Raw genomic sequence first — 17,692 nt, forward strand, 5'->3', positions numbered from 1 at the left:
TATTGCATTTATCAAATGAATTGTATCAACCCTTACTTCTAATGAAATTAATTACGTCATCTCTAATATCTAAACTATCAAAAACAATAGTGATAGAACGCTCACTCATAATCCTGTTAATCCCAATTGCAGCTCTTCTGAGCGCATATGGATCTTTGGAGCCAGTTGGCTTTATGTGATGCTCAAACATTTGATTTAGAGTATCTATTTTATCTGCAATAGCTATTATACTACCAAGAACACTCTCAGGAACAAGATCACTTGGACCTTGAGGCTTATAATGCTCTTTTATTGCAATTGCGACTTCCATATCTTCACCATTGTCAATTGCATAATAATATCCCATTACACCTTGAAGTTCCGGAAATTCCTTCACCATTTCTGTTAGTAAATCAGTTTTCGCTAGCATCATAGCTCTTTTAATTTTAGTGCTATCTGCATACTTCAACTGCTCGCCTATCTTCAGCGCGATCTTTACAGCACTCTCCATTTTCATGTACATACTACCTATCTGAAGATTGAAGCTAAGTGCTTTTAAACCTTCAATTCTATCAACAAGATTAACTTTCGAATCCTCACTATAAAAGAACTCAGCATCCGAAAGCCTAGCAGCAAGTACCCTCTCATTACCAAGCACAACAGTACTATCATCTTTAAACTTTGTATTTGAAACGATACCAAAGAATGGAGCAAGACTACCATCTTTGTTACTAAACATGAAATATCTTTGATTAATCCTAAGCGAAGTAATCAATACTTCTTTAGGTAAAGACATGAATTTTTTCTCTATCTTTCCAAGCAAAACAACGGGGTACTCGACAAGACCTACAACTTCTTCCATTAAATTGTCATCTTTAATAAGTTCGATATCATGATCTCTTGCAATTCTAAGCAGCCCTTCTTCTATGATATTTCGTCTATTTGATGGTTGTAGCGTAACAAAAGCAGCACTAAGTCTATTCTCATACTCTTTATATGAATTAGCTTCTATAAGTAAATCTGCCATGAATCTATGCCCCCTTGTAGTATTGCCAGCTGATATATGACCATATCTTATAGGTAACACCTCATTATTCAGAACACAAAGTATAGAATGTAGCGGCCTCACCCATCTGACGCTATGCTCCCCCCATCGCATTGATTTAGGCCATACTAGTTTATGCAAATTTGCTTCTATAATGTATTTTAATATGTCACCTGCATCTTCAATCGATTCTTCTTCCACAAAGTAAAAGAATTCATCATCTGTCTTAAGACTTTTTCTTGATGAAACTCCATGCTTTATCATAAAACCTTCAATGGCAGAAGCAGCAGCGCTCACTCTAGGCCCTCTCACTTCTTTACTACTACGCTTTATTTTAGACGGAATACCGTCTATATAGAATCCTATTCGCCTAGGCGTTGCAAAATGCTGTCCGCAAAGCTTCTCTGAAGTTATAGCAGATATATCTGATAGAATAGATTTAAACAAAGAAGCAGCAATAGGTACTTGCATCAAGGCAGGAATCTCTTCAGAAAATAACTCCAGTAGTAATTGACTCATATAATATTAATTCTTTTAAATTGAATTTGATGTCAGCTCAGCGTTTATCAAACTATCCTGTATAGTTTTCATTCCATGCTAAAGACTCTATTTTTGACCATAGAGAATCACAAGCATATGATACAGATTCAAGAACAGCTTCATTGCCGCTCATATCACCTGGACAATATAATACGATATCACATCCTGCTTCCAAAGACATATTTGCTACCTCCCCAATTGTACCAAATTCAGAAATTGCTTTCATACTTATACAATCCGTCAACAAAATACCGTGAAATCCTATCTTTTCTCTAATATAATCAATAGTATTCCTAGAGATAGTTGTAGGAAATTTATCGTCTAGCGCTTTAAAGATTATGTGAGCCGTCATAGCAACTTTAAAATCTCTCAAATCAGAAAAAACCTTAAAATCTGAGCTTTCTAATGTTTCAAGATCTGCATCCACTATAGGCAATTTGAAATGACTGTCAACAATTGCCCTGCCATGACCTGGAATATGTTTTAGCACAGACTGAATTTTCGCAGCTTTTAAAGCAGAATCTGCTACTCTACATAAACTTTCTACTATCTTTATATCACTACCAAAACTTCTATCTCCTATTACGTTACTTGCTCCTTCAAATAGCAGATCTCCCAAAGGAAAACAATCAATATTGAATCCACAAGCTTTAAGTTGTAATGCCATGGAATAATATTCTTCATACGCAAGCTTTTTAGCAGATTCTAAATCTTCTCTTGCTTTAGTACCAAAAAATCCCGCACTAGATGTGGCCGAAAAATTAGGTGGAGAGAGCCTTGCAACACGACCACCTTCTTGATCAACTAAAAACAGCAAATTATCTCTACCAATACATTCTTTCAGCTGCTTAATTAAGCCTTGAACTTGCTCGAGATCAACAATATTTCGCTTAAACAATATAAAACCAAGCGGTGGATACTTTTGAAACAATATACACTCATCTTTTGTCAGATTAGTGCCACTGACACTCACAATTGCTCTTTTTGCATTTGTTATTGACATATGCCCTCCACTTAAAACATCAAGATTTTTGCTATCAAAACTTTTTATTCTCAACCCATAAATAAATGTAATGTACTATCTATACGTAACAAGCGATACAATAAGCAAATACCGAAAATTATTAATAAAATGCAAGCACGTTTATGAACATCAAACTCTGAATATACTCGTTATACTTCCAACAGAACTAAGAAGAATGAAAACACATGCGTATATAAAAATACATCAAGAACATTTTAACGATGCTGATTTTGAAAAGTATGATGAGTATATTACCTATGCTAAATTAAGAGTTTGCATTTCAGATTTTGATAGAAAGCTATAGCACTGCAGGCAGCGCAATAAAAACAAACGTCATGTAGAAATTATAAGCACTGATTCGCTTCAGGCGATATAGGGGGCATCTACAATTTGAAGCTCTTTTCTAATTACTGAACCTTGCGTATGTGAATACTTAACTAAAACACTAACATTAGCAACCTTTTCTATTACAACTAGAACACCAGCTTTTTTCAACTGCGAAATTAATTTATCTGGCTTGCCATCAGGACTGACACTTAGTATCCCATTTACAATAGACCTCTTGCATAACCATATAAATTGATTAAAATCCTTGATTTTATCAAGGATAACATGAAGTTTGAAAACATCAAAGATGAATACGCAGAAGAGTTTCGCAGGCTTACTGGCATTAAACGAGGAACGTTTGAAGTTATACTAAGTATATTAAAAGAAGCTGAAGCTATTTTAAAGTCTCAAGGTGGAAAACCCAATAAATTGGCTTTAGAAGATCGATTACTCATGACGCTTGAGTACTTGCGTGAATACAGGACATATTTTCATATTTCCCGCAGTTATGGAATAAGTGAAAGTGCCTGTTATCGTAATATACGTTGGATTGAAGATACTCTAATTAAAGATAAACGATTTTCACTACCTGGACGTAAAGCATTACTAAAAAGCGATTCTGAATACGAACTTGTGTTAATTGATGCTACTGAAACACCGATAGAACGACCTAAAAAAAACAGAAGCACTTTTATTCGGGAAAAAAGAGGCGACATACTCTAAAAACTCAGCTTATTGTGGATAAAAGGAAAAAAGAAATCATTTGCACTAATTTTTCTAATGGCAAGCGTCATGATTTCAGGTTATTTAAAGAATCCGGAGTTCACATCCACCCTGAGATTAAAGTTCTTACAGATACTGGTTATCAAGGCATTGATAAGTTGCATTATAATTCAGAGTTACCAAAGAAAAAGACAAAAAAGCGACCACTAAGCAGGAAAGATAAAAAGAAAAATCGTCAATTGTCTAGTGAACGTGTTTTAAATGAAAACGTCATAGGCATGATCAAACGATTTAAAATTATCGCTGATCGTTATAGGAACAGAAGAAAACGATTCGGTTTAAGGTTTAATTTACTTGCTGGTATCTATAACTTTGAGCTTTAAATAGGTTATGCAAGAGGTCTATTGAACTTTCCTAAGTATTATAACTATGCAGAAATATTTAATGCTTTTTTATTATTAAATGAAAGTGGCATGTTAAAACAGCTGAACTGTATGCTTTTTGGTCAAACATGCACAAATCTGACAGAAGATATTGTACCATTAATTGAAACTCATCTTATCGTATCCATAGCAACTTCTTACATGATATATACTGCATATGGCATAAATAATATCTCTAATTTTGGGTTTATTTCACCTGCACTACTAAGAACAGCTATATATTGCGCAAAAGAATATTCTGAAAATTTGCGAGCACAAGAACTTGTAAAGACTATTAAGCAGCAAAGCGGGGTCTTTATCAAAGATTGTGTAAATTATAGTAGAGCCTATATTTGGAATTAATAAAGAATATAGGTAATTAGAATGAAGACAGAAAAGAATAAGAAAATAAATGAAGCGATAGATTTACTGATAGAAGGAAGAGCGGATTTAAAGACAGTACTGAAGCAGGATGGATTGATTAAGGAATTAACGAAGAGTATTTTGGAGAGAGCCTTGCAGGCAGAAATGTCTGAACACTTAGGTTATAACAAATATGATAGGTCTGAAACTGAGAATTGCAGGAATGGTCATTATAATAAGAATTTGATTACTGAGAATGGCAGTATCGAGTTAAATATTCCGCGAGATAGAGAAGGTAAATTTGCACCTGTAATTGTCTCCAAGAATCAAACAAGAATAGATGGTTTAGATCAAAAGATAATATCTCTGTATGCCAAGGGGATGAGTTTGTCTGATATCAAGATCCAATTACAAGAATTATATGGAGCAGAAGTTAGTGAGAGTTTAATTAGTAGGGTTACAGATGATGTAATTGATGAGGTTAGAATTTGGCAGAGTAGACCTCTTGAACCATTATATCCTATAGTATATTTTGATTGTTTAATAGTTAAGGTAAGGCAAGATAAACAGATAATTAATAAATCAGTATATGTTGCGCTGGGTATAGATTTACAGGGCCGGAAAGATATTTTAGGATTATGGATAAGTGAGAATGAAGGATCTAAATTCTGGCTTAGTAATTTTACTGAATTGAAGAATCGAGGATTAAAAGATATATTAATTGCCTGTAGTGATAACCTGACTGGTATGTCTGAAGCTATATGCGCAAGTTATCCCAAAACTGAGCATCAGCTTTGTATAGTACATCAAATTAGAAATAGCCTGAAGTATGTATCATATAAAGACAGAAAATTATTGGCATCAGATTTAAAGCTTATTTATAGCTCTGCTACTGAAGATGAAGCGCATCTTGCCCTAGAATCTTTTGATAAGAAATGGAGTAAACGATATCCACATATAGCAAAATCCTGGTATAATAATTGGGAGAATCTTGTAATATTTCTGCAATATCCAGAGAGTATCCGTAAGATAATTTACACTACAAATGCTATAGAATCGCTGAATAGTCAGTTGAGAAAAGTTACAAGAAATAAGCGTGTTTTCCCAAATGATGATTCGGTATTCAAGGTTTTATACCTAACGATTGATTATATTACCAAAAAATGGACCATGCCTATCTCTAACTGGAATGAAGCTATGGCTCATTTTATAATCAAATTTGATGGGAGATTTTAATGGCTCTAAAAAATTTACACAATCAATGGGATAAACCCCATTCTTACTCTTCTGAATCATTTTTGATATTTCCACTGCTATCTTCTTTAAAGTAAGCTTTATGTCATAACATTTATTTGCTATATCTTCATCTTTATCAGCGGCTTTAATGGTACCAGGATACAATTTATTATACGATTTTATAAGCAAATTCACTCTATCGTAGTACCATTTTAACACCTTAACATTTTCTTTGATTTCTTGGAGACCCTTATATGGCTCTTCCAATTTATCATTCTCTGCATCGAAATATATACCTTTTATATCAGATTCAATCTTTCGTATATCTATGAGCATCGCAATTACTTTCTGTATATACTTATCCTCATTCTTCAAGATATACTTCTTATCAAATGAGGATTTGAGTATTGAGACGATATCAGATAAAACTCTCTCAGCTTTATTATATTCTTCCTTAATAAATTCATAATCGTACTTTTGCTGATTCTGTGACATATCCCTTCCCTTTTTAAATTTTTTAAAATGCATTAACCATCAACGATGTGTTATGCGTTGCACATCCCATTATTAATAAAGCCAATGTTAGAATTTATGAGAGTTTTCACATAAAGATAGATAAGGTTTGTTCTTGATATTGTGTAAATATTTGTGGTGTTGTAAGAGCGCACCAAAGCTTGATGGATCCGTAGACCATTGACTCCTTCTTTGAAACGATCTTAGTACGCCGTGTCATTCTGCCTAAATGATGTCGCGTGTTACTATTATCTCTCTCGATAGATACTGTGCCAGACTTGCCAATCGTATGACGCTTTTTTGGTAAAACTTTAGAAAAAGCATTCCAATCATCCGTATAAAAATGACATTCTTTCAGATGACTCACTTTGTCGTAGAGCTTTTGGAATGTTGCAGTATCACGATTGCCTGTAACCCATGCAACAGTTCTCCTTGTGCTACGATCAACCGCCTTGATGATCCAAAGCTTGTTTTTTTTGAACCAATAAAATGCCACATCTCGTCAAATTCCATCTCCATAATATCCGAAGAGATGATTGGCTCCTGAGTCTTGTTCATCGCCTCTACTAACCAGCGATAAATTATGGACGGTGAGTGTCCTAATATCCTGCCTAACATAGAAAAAGAGGCCTTGCCAAGGCTATATAGCATAACACATAGTGCTTTCTTAACGGCTGTTTGAGGCTTTTTGCGCAGATCGCCCTCAACAAAATTTAGAAGGCATGATCTGCACTTATAACGCTGTACACCCCTCACAATGCCGTTTTTTATAAAGCTATCGGAACCACATCCCTTACAACAAACCATAAAACCACCATTTAGTTCTTAAAACAGTGATCATATCATATCTCTATCTAATTGTGAAAACTCTCATCTATAGAAGCATTTGTACTGCAAGCAATTGAAATGCCAGCACCAACATTCCAAGCTAAAGACACATTGCTCTTACCTTTCATGAGTACTTCACTAACGATTTGTAATTGGTCTGGTTGAGTAATATCATGCTTAAATTTATAATCACCTGTTTTATTGAAACTCGCTCCAATACCTGCAGTTATATATGGAGTGACAATGCCATATTGCCCTATATCATAATATCCGTTCAACATCATCATTACGGCAGAGATTTTTTGTGACGCATTAATTTTTGAAGATAAATCGCCAGCAAGTTTAACATCTAATGGCGCATTAAAAGAATAATTCCTACCAGATATATTAAAATCTGTTCTAAAATTGTCATTAAATCTATATCCAAGTGCTGCGCCATAAATAATTGAACCTTTTGGCGCCTTGTTGTTATAGTAGGGCACATCAATTCCCTCATTAATAGCAATCTCCCCATCAGATTTTAATGAAGAAGGAAAAGAGAATCCGCTTTCAATACGCAGGTAAAAATCTTGAGATTTGTTTTTATCAGCAAATGCTGTGGAAGATAAAAGCAATACAGCAATAGACATTGCAGTCAGTGAAGGTCGCACCATAATATTTTTCCCAATTTTTATATTTTAAAACACTTCCCGATAACTTCATACACTTTGTGATCTGTAATATATGGAGTTAATGACCATGTATTATACATGCATGAAACGCAATGGGCACGATCTAAAGATAAAAAAAATCACGAAAAAATATAGAAAAAGCGCCCTTATATGTATAAATCATTACAAATAGCGCAAATCTATCGCAATCTAACAATTGATTTTCTGTGTTTATCCATTAGCAATGGATTATATTAAATACAACAGTAGATTTTGATTAAAAAAATTGATTCAAAATGCAAATAATAAATCATCGCAGAGCTGGTAATTTATGGACTTCTGAAGAATATACCATGTTATACAACTTTAAGCAGAAAAATACTTATAATGCTTGAAATATTTACAAAGATTTTGCATGAAGCATATCATGATTGAAAGATGTAAGACTGCAAGTTGGTCAATCCTTGCTTTACAAATAATAAAACCATCCTGCGCCTTTGTAATATCCAAAAAAATTTCAAAGAATTTCAGTATCCCTAGCATTCTTCTTAGCTCTTTTTGAACTCTAACTTTGTATACAAACAAGTTAAATACCAACTCTTCATTTACCTGTAGTACATCATTCACTGTAAAAATAATTATTCAATCTACGCATGCTAAATAATGTTTTGCTTGCAAAATGATCATGCTTACGCTGATATATTTTATATCAATACAACCTTAACGATTTAACAAATAAAAAATCAGTAATTCACAAAAAAATTAATATATGAGGTATTAATGGATAATACACAAATAAGACTTCTAGAACAAAAAGATTGGGAAATATGGAAACAATTCAGGTTAGAGACACTGCAAAACGAACCAGAAAATTTTGAATCTTCTTATGAGGATGAGCTCCACTGGCCAGACTCTAAATTTCAAGATATGTTAACTAACAACGATATATTTGCAACCTTTGTAAATAATTCTCTTGCCTCTTGCGCAGCATTCTATCAAATGCACCGTAGCAAAACAAAACATCGTGGAGTTATCTGGAGTGTCTATACAAAACCTGAATATAGGAGAATGGGCATTGCAAGTATTTTATTAAATGAAATAATCAATAAAACAAGAGAGCGCGTTTCTCAACTACATCTCAACTGTTTAACTTACAACACGAGCGCTATAGAATTATACAAAAAACATGGATTCAGAATTTATGGAATAGAGCCAAAATCAATAAAAGTGAATAATGAATTCTTTGATGAATATTTGATGATACTAGATTTTTTATCTTAAAATTTACACTTTATATAGTCCATCAGCCAAAAGTCTAAATCAGTGGCATTACTCATCTAGTCTCACTCATGGATGGAATTCTGGTATAACTAGCATTATACGACTTGTACACTCTTGAAAAAGTACTCAAGCGCTTTTCAAATGACAATGGAATATTCAAAAATGTGAATGTGATGCTTGCTGCAAAAAATCCGTAAGTTTTTTGCGCTTATTATAACATTTTCTTACGGATTGAAAATACTATTTTCCAATTCTAAACACTATTTTATGCAGCTTCTGAGACTTCCGGCGCACGTACCAACTAATATAAACCCAGCGATTCTTAGAATTGTGACACAGACGACTTAAAACTAGAAAAATAGATGGTGTGCCCGGAAGGATTCGAACCTTCGACCCACAGCTTAGAAGGCTGTTGCTCTGTCCAGCTGAGCTACGGGCACAAGCAATAGAGAGGTAATAAAACAACAAAAACGTATCAACATTGCAAAAAGCAATGCAGTCAACAAATAGTACAGGTAATCGAATACTTTGCTTGAAACACTATAAAATCCATCAAGATAACTGGAAGACTCACATGCCACACAAGCAAAAGTGCTATAGAGAAAGCAGAAGCAATTGTAGCAGGGTTTTTATTATAATGCAAGCAAGCTCTAGCTTTTAATTCGTCTATCCGCCAAAAATTGATATACGCAAACAAATAAATTTTTGTGGAGAAATGAAATGTGCAAAAATTAGCACAGGACTCAGCCCTGCGCTAATTTCTGGATATATTAATTGGTCCTGTGCCGCGCAAACACTACTCTCACAAAATCCGTAAGTTTCTTGCGCTTATTATAACATTTCCTTACGGATTTAAAACACTATTTTGGCATTCTAAACGTCATTTTATACCGCTTACGAGACCTTTGGTGCGCGGCGCGTACTAATTCAAAACATCACAAGCAAAACAAAATTTGAACTTTATCGTGACAATATATAAACGCGAGTTGCCAATTATAAAATAATTTATAATTTGTCTAAATGTTTTGAAAATCGAGTCATGAGCGTTCTTTCTAAAGTTTTCGAAATATAAAATTCAACGATTTCTGCCGTGTATACCTGTGATATTACAGAGTTCAGGCAATTTTTTCAGCTCTTTATTTGTTGGATTTTGTATTTATCAACTTTCTCTGCTTGCTATAAAATTAGCTAGATAAATCAGTGGTAATGCAGAATTTCCAAAATCACTCAATGATTCCACAGCCTTTTCTTTCAGCTCAATAAGATATTTTGTAGCTCCATCTTCTCCTAAATATGATACTGATGTAACCTTGTTAAGCTCTATGTCTTTATTTACTTCCTTGCCTATAGAATGCCTGCTGCCTGATATATCAAGAAGATCATCTTTAATTTGAAAAGCAAGACCTATGAATTTTGCATACTCCCTAGCTTTTTGCACTAAAGTCTCTGGTGCTTTTGCCAAAATAGCGCCAAATTCACAAGATGCCATAAAAAGCTTACCTGTCTTCATCTCTTGTAATTTAAGAATCTCTTGAAATGTAAGATTTTGATCAGCACTAAGTATATCCATTGCTTGACCAGAAAGCATTCCACAGAAGCCAATTGACCTTGCTAACGTTTTTATCAAATGCATCCTTATAGCAGGATCTTTCGAAACTTCTTCCGTTGATAATACTTCGAATGCAAGTGTTAGAAGTGCATTTCCAGCTAAAAGTGCTGTTGCTTTTCCATAACGCTTATGACAGCTATCCTTACCTCTTCTAATATCACTATTATCCATACATGGAAGGTCATCATGAATGAGTGAATAAGAATGTACCATCTCTATAGCAGAAGCTGCATAAACCGAAGCTTTCTCAGTAAAACCAAACATGGCAGCTGAGTTTATCACTAAAAATGCTCTGACCTTTTTTCCAGCACCAAGAGAAGAATAGCGCATAGACTCAACTAGCACAGGACACGCGATATCATAACGATTGCCAATGATGGCAGATATAATCTCATCCACCGCTATTGCTGTGGAACTAAGTACTTCATTCAGATTATACATATACCTCTGATCAATGAAGAGTTGGAATTTCGGATTTTGATACAAAGCTAGACTTCCAAAAGAGCTAGAAAGAACTAAGGGAGCATGTGCATAATCCATACATAACTAGCAGTCTTTAAGAAACGCCAATTTTTGAAATATATATATACAAGTTTTTCGCACATATTTAGTTCAGATATATAATTTCCGATACTTGCAAATACCTTAACAAAATCCATAAGGTTTTTACCACTTTTTCTGCTGGACTTTCGGTGCAGCATCATTGCTTGCGGGCCGACATAAATCCTCAGCTTCTTAGAGTGATGACGCAGGCAACTACATAATGAACACTTTAAATCGTTTTTCATAGATCTCTTGCAGCAGCAACAGCAGCCGCATCTAATATATCACCTGCTGTTGCACCTATTCTAACGATTTGCACTGATTCACCCAAACCACATAACACAGGACCTATCACTGTTGCCTCACCAAACTCTTCGAGTAATCTGTAAGATATATGCGCACTACCCAAGTCTGGTGTTATCAAGATATTAGCAGGACCAGACAACCTACAGAATGGATATAACTTTAATAATTCACTATTAATTGCAACATTTGCAGCAAGATCACCATCATATTCAAAGTCTAAACCTTTTTCATCCATAATGGAAAGAGCTTCTTTAACCTTACTGACACATTTTCTATTAGGTTGACCAAATGTGGAAGATGATACAAATGCAACTCTTGGAATATGCCCTAGCTGTTTGACTGCTCTTGCAGCTTGTATTGCAATCTGTGCCATTTCCTTAGGAGTTGGCTCTTCATGTATTGCAATATCCGCTATAAATATAACACGATCACCTTTTATCATCATAGCAAGAGCAAACAACATCTGGTCTGGAATTTTATCAGTCACAAGAAGTGTTTTATTGATGGATTCCAGATACCCTTCTGTTAATCCTGCAACCATTGCATCTGCCTCTCTATGCTTTAGCATTTCAGTTGCAAAAACTGTGCTATCATTCATAAGCAATCTAACACAATCATCATATGATAAGCCAGACCTTTGGAGCCTTGCATATAGGTCATCAGCATACAGTTTAGTGTTATGATGCTTTTTGGGGTCTATAATTAAAAAGTGATCCGGAGCAATATCTGGATTAATGCTCAGTATTAATGGTTTTATTTTGTGCTCTTTTCCAACTAAAATTGCTTTACCATATTTATTAATCTGCCAATACATAGCAGCTTTTATCATTTGCTCTTCCTCGCCATGTGCAAAGATTACACTCTGTGGCTTTTGCTGCAACGTCGCAAAAAAACGATTAATAATATCTGCACCTGGGTTAAGTCTAGCAGCAAGCTCTCTTTTATATTGATAAATATTATCTATTTGCTTCCTCGCAACACCTGTTTTCATTGCTGCCTCTGCGACAGCAGCAGAAACCTCTTGTATTAATCTTGAGTCGAATGGAGTTGGAATGATATAGCTATGGCCATACTTATGTTTCCTCCCAGGATATGCAGCCACAACTTCTTCAGATACATCCTGCCTTGCAAGCGTTGCGATCGCATGCACAGCGGCTATTTTCATTTCCTCATTTATGGTAGTTGCTTGAGTATCAAGCGCTCCCCTGAAAATATAAGGAAAACACATGACATTATTAACCTGATTATGATAGTCAGAGCGTCCAGTCGCTGTTATCGCATCCGGACATACACTAAAAACTTCTTCTGGTGTAATCTCAGGGTCTGGATTAGCCATCGCAAAGACGATCGGCTTTTTACTCATGCTCAGTATCATCTCTTTTGTTACCGCATTCTTCACTGAAAGTCCCAAAAATATATCCGCTCCAACAAGTGCTTCAGCTAAAGTTCTTGCATTCGTCACTTTATTTGCATGTTTTTCTTTCCATTGATTCATACCAGAAGTTCTGCCTTTATATATAACACCTTGAGTATCACACATAATAACATTATCATCCTGCATGCCCATAGTCTTTAGCAGCTCTATACAAGCAATGGCTGCAGCCCCTGCCCCGTTCACAACAATTTTCATATCTTGAAAATTCCTGCCTGTAACATGCGCTGCATTCACAAGACCCGCAGCTGTAACTATTGCTGTGCCATGCTGATCATCGTGAAAAACTGGGACATCAACTAGCTCTTTTAGTTTTTGTTCAATAATAAAGCATTCTGGAGCTTTAATATCTTCAAGGTTTATCCCACCCCAGGTAAGTGCTATATGCTTAACAACTTGTATAAAAGTTTCTGGATCCTGAGTATCAACTTCAATATCTATAGCATCTATATCAGCAAACCTTTTAAATAGTGCAGCTTTTCCTTCCATTACAGGCTTTGACGCCAGTGCACCAAGATTTCCAAGCCCAAGTACCGCCGTTCCATTTGTGATAACAGCTACAAAATTGCCTTTAGATGTGTAATCAAAAGCAGAACCAGGATTATGCTGTATCTCTATGCAAGGCGCAGCAACTCCAGGCGAGTAAGCAAGAGAGAGATCCTTTTGCTTTTTAAGTGGTTTATGTGCATACACAGAGAGCTTCCCCTTCTTAGAGCGAGAGTGAAATTCCAACGCTTCTTTTCCTATAGCAGAATGCTGTGATTTTATTGTCATGCAGATTATTCCTGATGAATATTATTTATTATTTGCAAAAAGAGCAATTGCTCGCTTAAAATTACGAGTTGAAGTTGAAAATTCGCACTAAAAATGCTCACCTATATTTTGAAACAAGCAGGCACGGTCATGAAACACACTAGCCAACATTCATACACATATATAATCAACATTTACAATATCATGACTCTAAGCATAGCTTCCTCTCTTCTAGGACAAGCTTATTTATATATATTACTATGATATTAATGAATAACTGTTGTTTTATAAGCTATATAAGTTAACAAAAACTCATAATGAAGAAAAACACCACTAAATGTTGCAAATTAACTTCCTGCAGCCTATTTTTAAGCTTTATACGTGCATAAATACACTATTTGAGTATATTAATTCGCAAAATAGTTTACAAGAAAAATATCCTACTTTAAGTGTGCTACACATCAGATTTTATGACGCATCGCAGCAAAATGAGTATATCTCTACATGCCAACACCTTATAATTCATTTATTTCAGAATAGTCAAGAAAGGTTTTTACATAATTTCGTAATGTATATACTCATCATACTTTTCAACATTGTAGTCTTTAAAATGCTTATTATAATTTTATGTATACATACATCTTTAGTCTTCCCGGCTCTTTTTAAAATCTAACTTCATTAGACATCTTGCAGAAGCTATGTGTGAGGAGTAAGTGGTAGTAGCCTTGAGACGCGCAAAGTAGGCGTGTATTCTAAATATACATAACGACCTTTAGCATTGAAGGCGACTCAAACCAGTCGCTCTAAGAAATTGAGTTATGCAAGAGGTCTATTGAAAAATTTTTCATTTATCAGAGTAGTACAATTATTTTTTATGATAAGGGTGCTTATTGAGTATGGTATATGCTCTGTATAGCTGCTCACAAAGCAATAAAGGCACAAGCTTATGAGCAAAAGTCATTTGACCAAGTGAAAGTACGAAATTCGCTTTACTAATCACTTTACTTGAATGGCCGAAAGCACCTCCTATGCAAAAAGAGATGCGTTGATTTCTTAATGCAAATGTGGATGAGATATAAGATGCAAATTCCTCACTATTCATTGTCGCACCCCTCTCATCTAGAGCTATCAAATAACTATCTGGATTAACTTTGAGCAATAAAGCATCTCCCTCATGTAGTTTCTGCTGCGAGCTTGAGCTAGTTTTGATTTTTAAATCAATTTGTACACGACTAATTTTCCAACGTATCCTCTTTATATACTCATCTTCTAAACCAATTATTGCTGTAGAATTATTCTTGCCAATCGTATAAATAATTATCTCTTGCACCGATATACCTTTAGGTAAATGAAAAATTTGTATTTGATTGATTATGTATTGCACTGCCAGCAGTGCAATACATGAATTTAGACTTTAAAAAGGAGCCAGAAAGAATGTGGATATGCATTTTAAAGACACCAATTTTGAAAAGTATTACTTAGTATATACGTAAATAATATGTTCACAGCTTGAGAATTTTTGCTAACCTTTTATAGTTGATGTAAGAATGTTTTGCTAGATTTTTATAATCTCCGAATATACGCAGCTATTTTTCTGCGTAATACATCACGAGTGTTTTTACGTTACTCTCCATCAGTAATGCCAATGCAAAAAATAGCTGGAGTTTATATGCTATTCACTTCAAATGAGTTTATGAAACAAGTCTTACCAATTAGTATCGTGTAATAAAAAATGTCTGCAAATAAAGAACAGAAATATACCAACCCTGATATAAGTTCATTAATCCCAGTTGTGTCACACTATGATAGCGTGACACTTATGACAAGAACTGGTGATTTAATAAAAACGATTAGTGTCAGTGGTTTTGAAAACAATGATGAATTATTTGGTAGGAATGAGTTAAGCGAAGTATTTCGAAATTCATTGAAAATGCATATTAAAAGCGCAGAATACGCCGTATATATTCATATAATGAATAATACACGCAATATAATTCTTGAATCATCATTCAAATCAGAATCTGTATCTCAAATAGAGCAAACCTGGAATAAGATAAATAAATGGAGCTCTCAGGATATTAGTATGATGTATATTACGATAGTCTCAAGAGGAATGCATGAATCTGCTTTCAACCCTAAAACCGCAATAAGAAGTTTATCGTTTAGATCACTTAAAGCAGCATACTACAATAATCTCGCGAGGCGAAACGAAGAGCTAAGTGGCGTGGTTTCAGGTTTGATAAAAGATATTGGAAGGTTTGGCGCAAAATTGCTCAATATGCGAAAAACTGAGAAAGGCTATGTTTCGGAACCTCTTTCATTTATTAATAAGCTTCTGCATCTTAAAGAAAATGATATATTTCCAAGTACTTATAATCTTGCATCACAAATATCAGACTTAAATATAGACTATTTTTTCAGCTCTCTTCAATTCACAGATTATGACTCCAAAGCTAATGAAAAGAGCGATATATGGGCCGCAGTATATACAATAAAAGTACCATGTAAGCTTGATCATGAGGAATGTATTAAACTACTAGACTTTGAAGGTAAGTATATCATATCAGAAGTCGCAGTTTTTGCTCCTGCGCATATTGCACTTAAGAACGCAAAATACCAGAAAAAAGTTACTGATATCAGTAAGGATGAAGACATAGCAACACTAACTGGTGTCGCAGAATTAATGAATAACAATACACTTGCACCAACAGATTTCTGTGAGCGTCAGATAACTATTACGATATATGAATATGAACAAGAGCTATTTTTTACAAGAACCAAGGAGATCACACGCCTTGCACAGGAAATTGGCCTAATCATGGTAAGAGAGGATTTTAATTGTCCTAAATGTTTTTTCTCTCAAATACCGGGAAATTTTCGATACATAACTAGGAAACAATACACTTCCGGCAGAAATATAGGTTTCTTCTCATCGATTGCAGAGAAGAAAAATGGCAGTTACCACGGCAGCAAATGGGGAGATCCAATATCAATATTTAAAACAGTTTATAATACTGCTTATTATTTCAATTTTCATGATGTATTAAATGATCCAAACAATGGCAATACAATAGTCTTTGGAGAAAAAGATTCTATAAAGAATAAGCTTATTAGATTTTTAATTGCTCAGGCTATGAGGATTAACCCAAAGATTATAAATATTTCTATCAATTCAGATGATAAAAAATTTTTAGAGAGTATCGGAGCTAAAACATTCAATATAGGATCTTTAGATAGTGATAATAAGCAGCTAATATTTGACTTATTAGATTTGCAAAATTTCGAAAATGATATTGAACTTTTCTCAAAAGTTTTAGCTAATATGATACTTGGGCATAATGAAAAGCTTCACAACAAGTATGATAACAAAATTATTGACGTTGCTGAAAAAATGCAGCAGCTTCAAACTACACAAGATAAGATAAACCTTTTATTAGAACTAGCAGTTGGTGATCATGAAAATGACCTACTAGAAGCTGTGAAAACATTTCTAGAAAAATTCAATAAGTTATGCACAGCTCAATGTGATATCTCTACTATAATATCAAATCAAATTTGTAACATAGATTTTGGAGAACATACAGAGAGTTCAGACAACCTGCATATTATCTCCAATGCTATAGCTATATTACTAATGCGTATTATAAAACTCCTTGATGGCAACCCAACCATAATAGTATTTAACGAATTTGATATGCTATATAACAATAAAATTATGGAAAAATACCTTAAACCTTTGCTGAAATTTATTGCTGAAAAAAATGCCATCGTTTTACTAGGATCAAAATATAATGAAAAGTTATACGCTGCACCCTTTTTTAAAAGCAGTTTAGATTGCTTCGCAAGCCTGCTATTCACAGGACATAGAGCAGCCGATAACCTAGCTAGAAAATCATTTAAGCTGACGCATGATGAGCTTTATTCGATAAAGAGTAGTGGAAACAAAAAGAATTTGGTACTCTTGAAACAACAGACTGATACCTTAAGCGTTAGGTTTGAATTTAACAACATTGCATCATTGTTAGAAAGCGGCAACTCATTATGAATGTGACATCTAATTTGTTATTTTATATATCAGAAGTAGCATATTTTGCTAAACATATAGCAGTTAACAGATT

At 34.4% G+C, this 17,692-nt stretch carries 15 protein-coding genes and 1 tRNA gene; 5 read left to right on the plus strand and 11 right to left on the minus strand.

The features are described from left to right. Positions 1 to 25: 25 nt before the first annotated feature. Entirely contained in the window at positions 26 to 1,543 is a 1,518-nt protein-coding gene (glyS, locus tag AACL20_RS03050) for a glycine--tRNA ligase subunit beta (protein ID WP_339052589.1), read from the minus strand. Between the two features lie 52 nt (positions 1,544 to 1,595). Then, a complete protein-coding gene (gene nagZ / locus AACL20_RS03055) occupies positions 1,596 to 2,621 on the minus strand; it encodes a beta-N-acetylhexosaminidase (RefSeq protein ID WP_339052590.1) in 1,026 nt (341 codons plus the stop codon). A 579-nt stretch (positions 2,622 to 3,200) separates the two neighbouring features. Here nagZ and AACL20_RS03060 point away from each other — a divergent pair. The 3 genes from AACL20_RS03060 (at position 3,201) to AACL20_RS03070 (ending at position 5,659) form a co-directional block, all read left to right on the plus strand. Continuing rightward, positions 3,201 to 4,021, plus strand: a protein-coding gene (locus tag AACL20_RS03060; RefSeq protein WP_339051669.1) for an IS5 family transposase whose coding sequence is annotated in 2 segments (ribosomal slippage) — positions 3,201 to 3,588 and positions 3,588 to 4,021 — 822 coding nt in all. Because the reading frame shifts where the segments join, the coding sequence is not laid out codon by codon here. 111 nt (positions 4,022 to 4,132) lie between these two features. After that, positions 4,133 to 4,423 carry a hypothetical protein gene (locus tag AACL20_RS03065; protein ID WP_339052591.1) on the plus strand — a complete coding sequence of 97 codons (291 nt, stop codon included), beginning with the start codon at positions 4,133 to 4,135 and terminating at the stop codon, positions 4,421 to 4,423. 21 nt (positions 4,424 to 4,444) lie between these two features. Beyond that, positions 4,445 to 5,659 (plus strand): IS256 family transposase, encoded by a 1,215-nt coding sequence (locus AACL20_RS03070; RefSeq protein ID WP_339052016.1) that lies wholly within the window; start codon positions 4,445 to 4,447, stop codon positions 5,657 to 5,659. Here the strand turns inward: AACL20_RS03070 and AACL20_RS03075 are convergent. From AACL20_RS03075 to AACL20_RS03095, 5 genes are all read right to left on the minus strand, one after another. After that, positions 5,561 to 6,154, minus strand: a complete 594-nt coding sequence (locus AACL20_RS03075; RefSeq protein ID WP_339052592.1) for a hypothetical protein — start codon at positions 6,152 to 6,154, stop codon at positions 5,561 to 5,563. The genes AACL20_RS03070 and AACL20_RS03075 overlap by 99 nt on opposite strands. Positions 6,155 to 6,260: 106 nt before the next feature. After that, positions 6,261 to 6,632: an IS1 family transposase gene (locus AACL20_RS03080; protein WP_339052667.1), complete on the minus strand. Its 372-nt coding sequence runs from the start codon at positions 6,630 to 6,632 to the stop codon at positions 6,261 to 6,263. Continuing rightward, complete coding sequence (locus AACL20_RS03085; protein ID WP_339052233.1) at positions 6,536 to 6,979, minus strand: hypothetical protein; 444 nt, start codon at positions 6,977 to 6,979, stop codon at positions 6,536 to 6,538. Before AACL20_RS03085 ends, AACL20_RS03080 begins: the two co-directional genes overlap by 97 nt. A gap of 47 nt (positions 6,980 to 7,026) precedes the next feature. Next, positions 7,027 to 7,629 (minus strand): outer membrane protein, encoded by a 603-nt coding sequence (locus AACL20_RS03090; protein WP_339052593.1) that lies wholly within the window; start codon positions 7,627 to 7,629, stop codon positions 7,027 to 7,029. A 387-nt stretch (positions 7,630 to 8,016) separates the two neighbouring features. Further along, positions 8,017 to 8,277, minus strand: a complete 261-nt coding sequence (locus AACL20_RS03095) for a hypothetical protein (protein ID WP_339052594.1) — start codon at positions 8,275 to 8,277, stop codon at positions 8,017 to 8,019. Positions 8,278 to 8,430: 153 nt separating this feature from the next. Between AACL20_RS03095 and AACL20_RS03100 the strand changes: the two genes are divergently transcribed. Continuing rightward, complete coding sequence (locus tag AACL20_RS03100) at positions 8,431 to 8,931, plus strand: N-acetyltransferase (RefSeq protein WP_339052595.1); 501 nt, start codon at positions 8,431 to 8,433, stop codon at positions 8,929 to 8,931. A 363-nt stretch (positions 8,932 to 9,294) separates the two neighbouring features. Here AACL20_RS03100 and AACL20_RS03105 read toward each other — a convergent pair. The 4 genes from AACL20_RS03105 to AACL20_RS03120 all read right to left on the minus strand — a co-directional run bounded on the left by AACL20_RS03105 (position 9,295) and on the right by AACL20_RS03120 (position 14,904). Continuing rightward, positions 9,295 to 9,371, minus strand: a tRNA-Arg gene (locus tag AACL20_RS03105). A gap of 719 nt (positions 9,372 to 10,090) precedes the next feature. After that, positions 10,091 to 10,981: a polyprenyl synthetase family protein gene (locus AACL20_RS03110; protein WP_339052596.1), complete on the minus strand. Its 891-nt coding sequence runs from the start codon at positions 10,979 to 10,981 to the stop codon at positions 10,091 to 10,093. A 343-nt stretch (positions 10,982 to 11,324) separates the two neighbouring features. Further along, entirely contained in the window at positions 11,325 to 13,595 is a 2,271-nt protein-coding gene (locus tag AACL20_RS03115; protein WP_339052597.1) for an NADP-dependent malic enzyme, read from the minus strand. An 844-nt stretch (positions 13,596 to 14,439) separates the two neighbouring features. After that, positions 14,440 to 14,904 (minus strand): 23S rRNA (pseudouridine(1915)-N(3))-methyltransferase RlmH, encoded by a 465-nt coding sequence (locus AACL20_RS03120; protein ID WP_339052598.1) that lies wholly within the window; start codon positions 14,902 to 14,904, stop codon positions 14,440 to 14,442. A 402-nt stretch (positions 14,905 to 15,306) separates the two neighbouring features. Between AACL20_RS03120 and AACL20_RS03125 the strand changes: the two genes are divergently transcribed. Beyond that, positions 15,307 to 17,619: a hypothetical protein gene (locus AACL20_RS03125; RefSeq protein WP_339052599.1), complete on the plus strand. Its 2,313-nt coding sequence runs from the start codon at positions 15,307 to 15,309 to the stop codon at positions 17,617 to 17,619. Positions 17,620 to 17,692 lie beyond the last annotated feature (73 nt).

The organism is Candidatus Lariskella endosymbiont of Epinotia ramella, from assembly GCF_964019805.1.
In the GTDB taxonomy this organism is placed as follows: domain Bacteria; phylum Pseudomonadota; class Alphaproteobacteria; order Rickettsiales; family Midichloriaceae; genus Lariskella.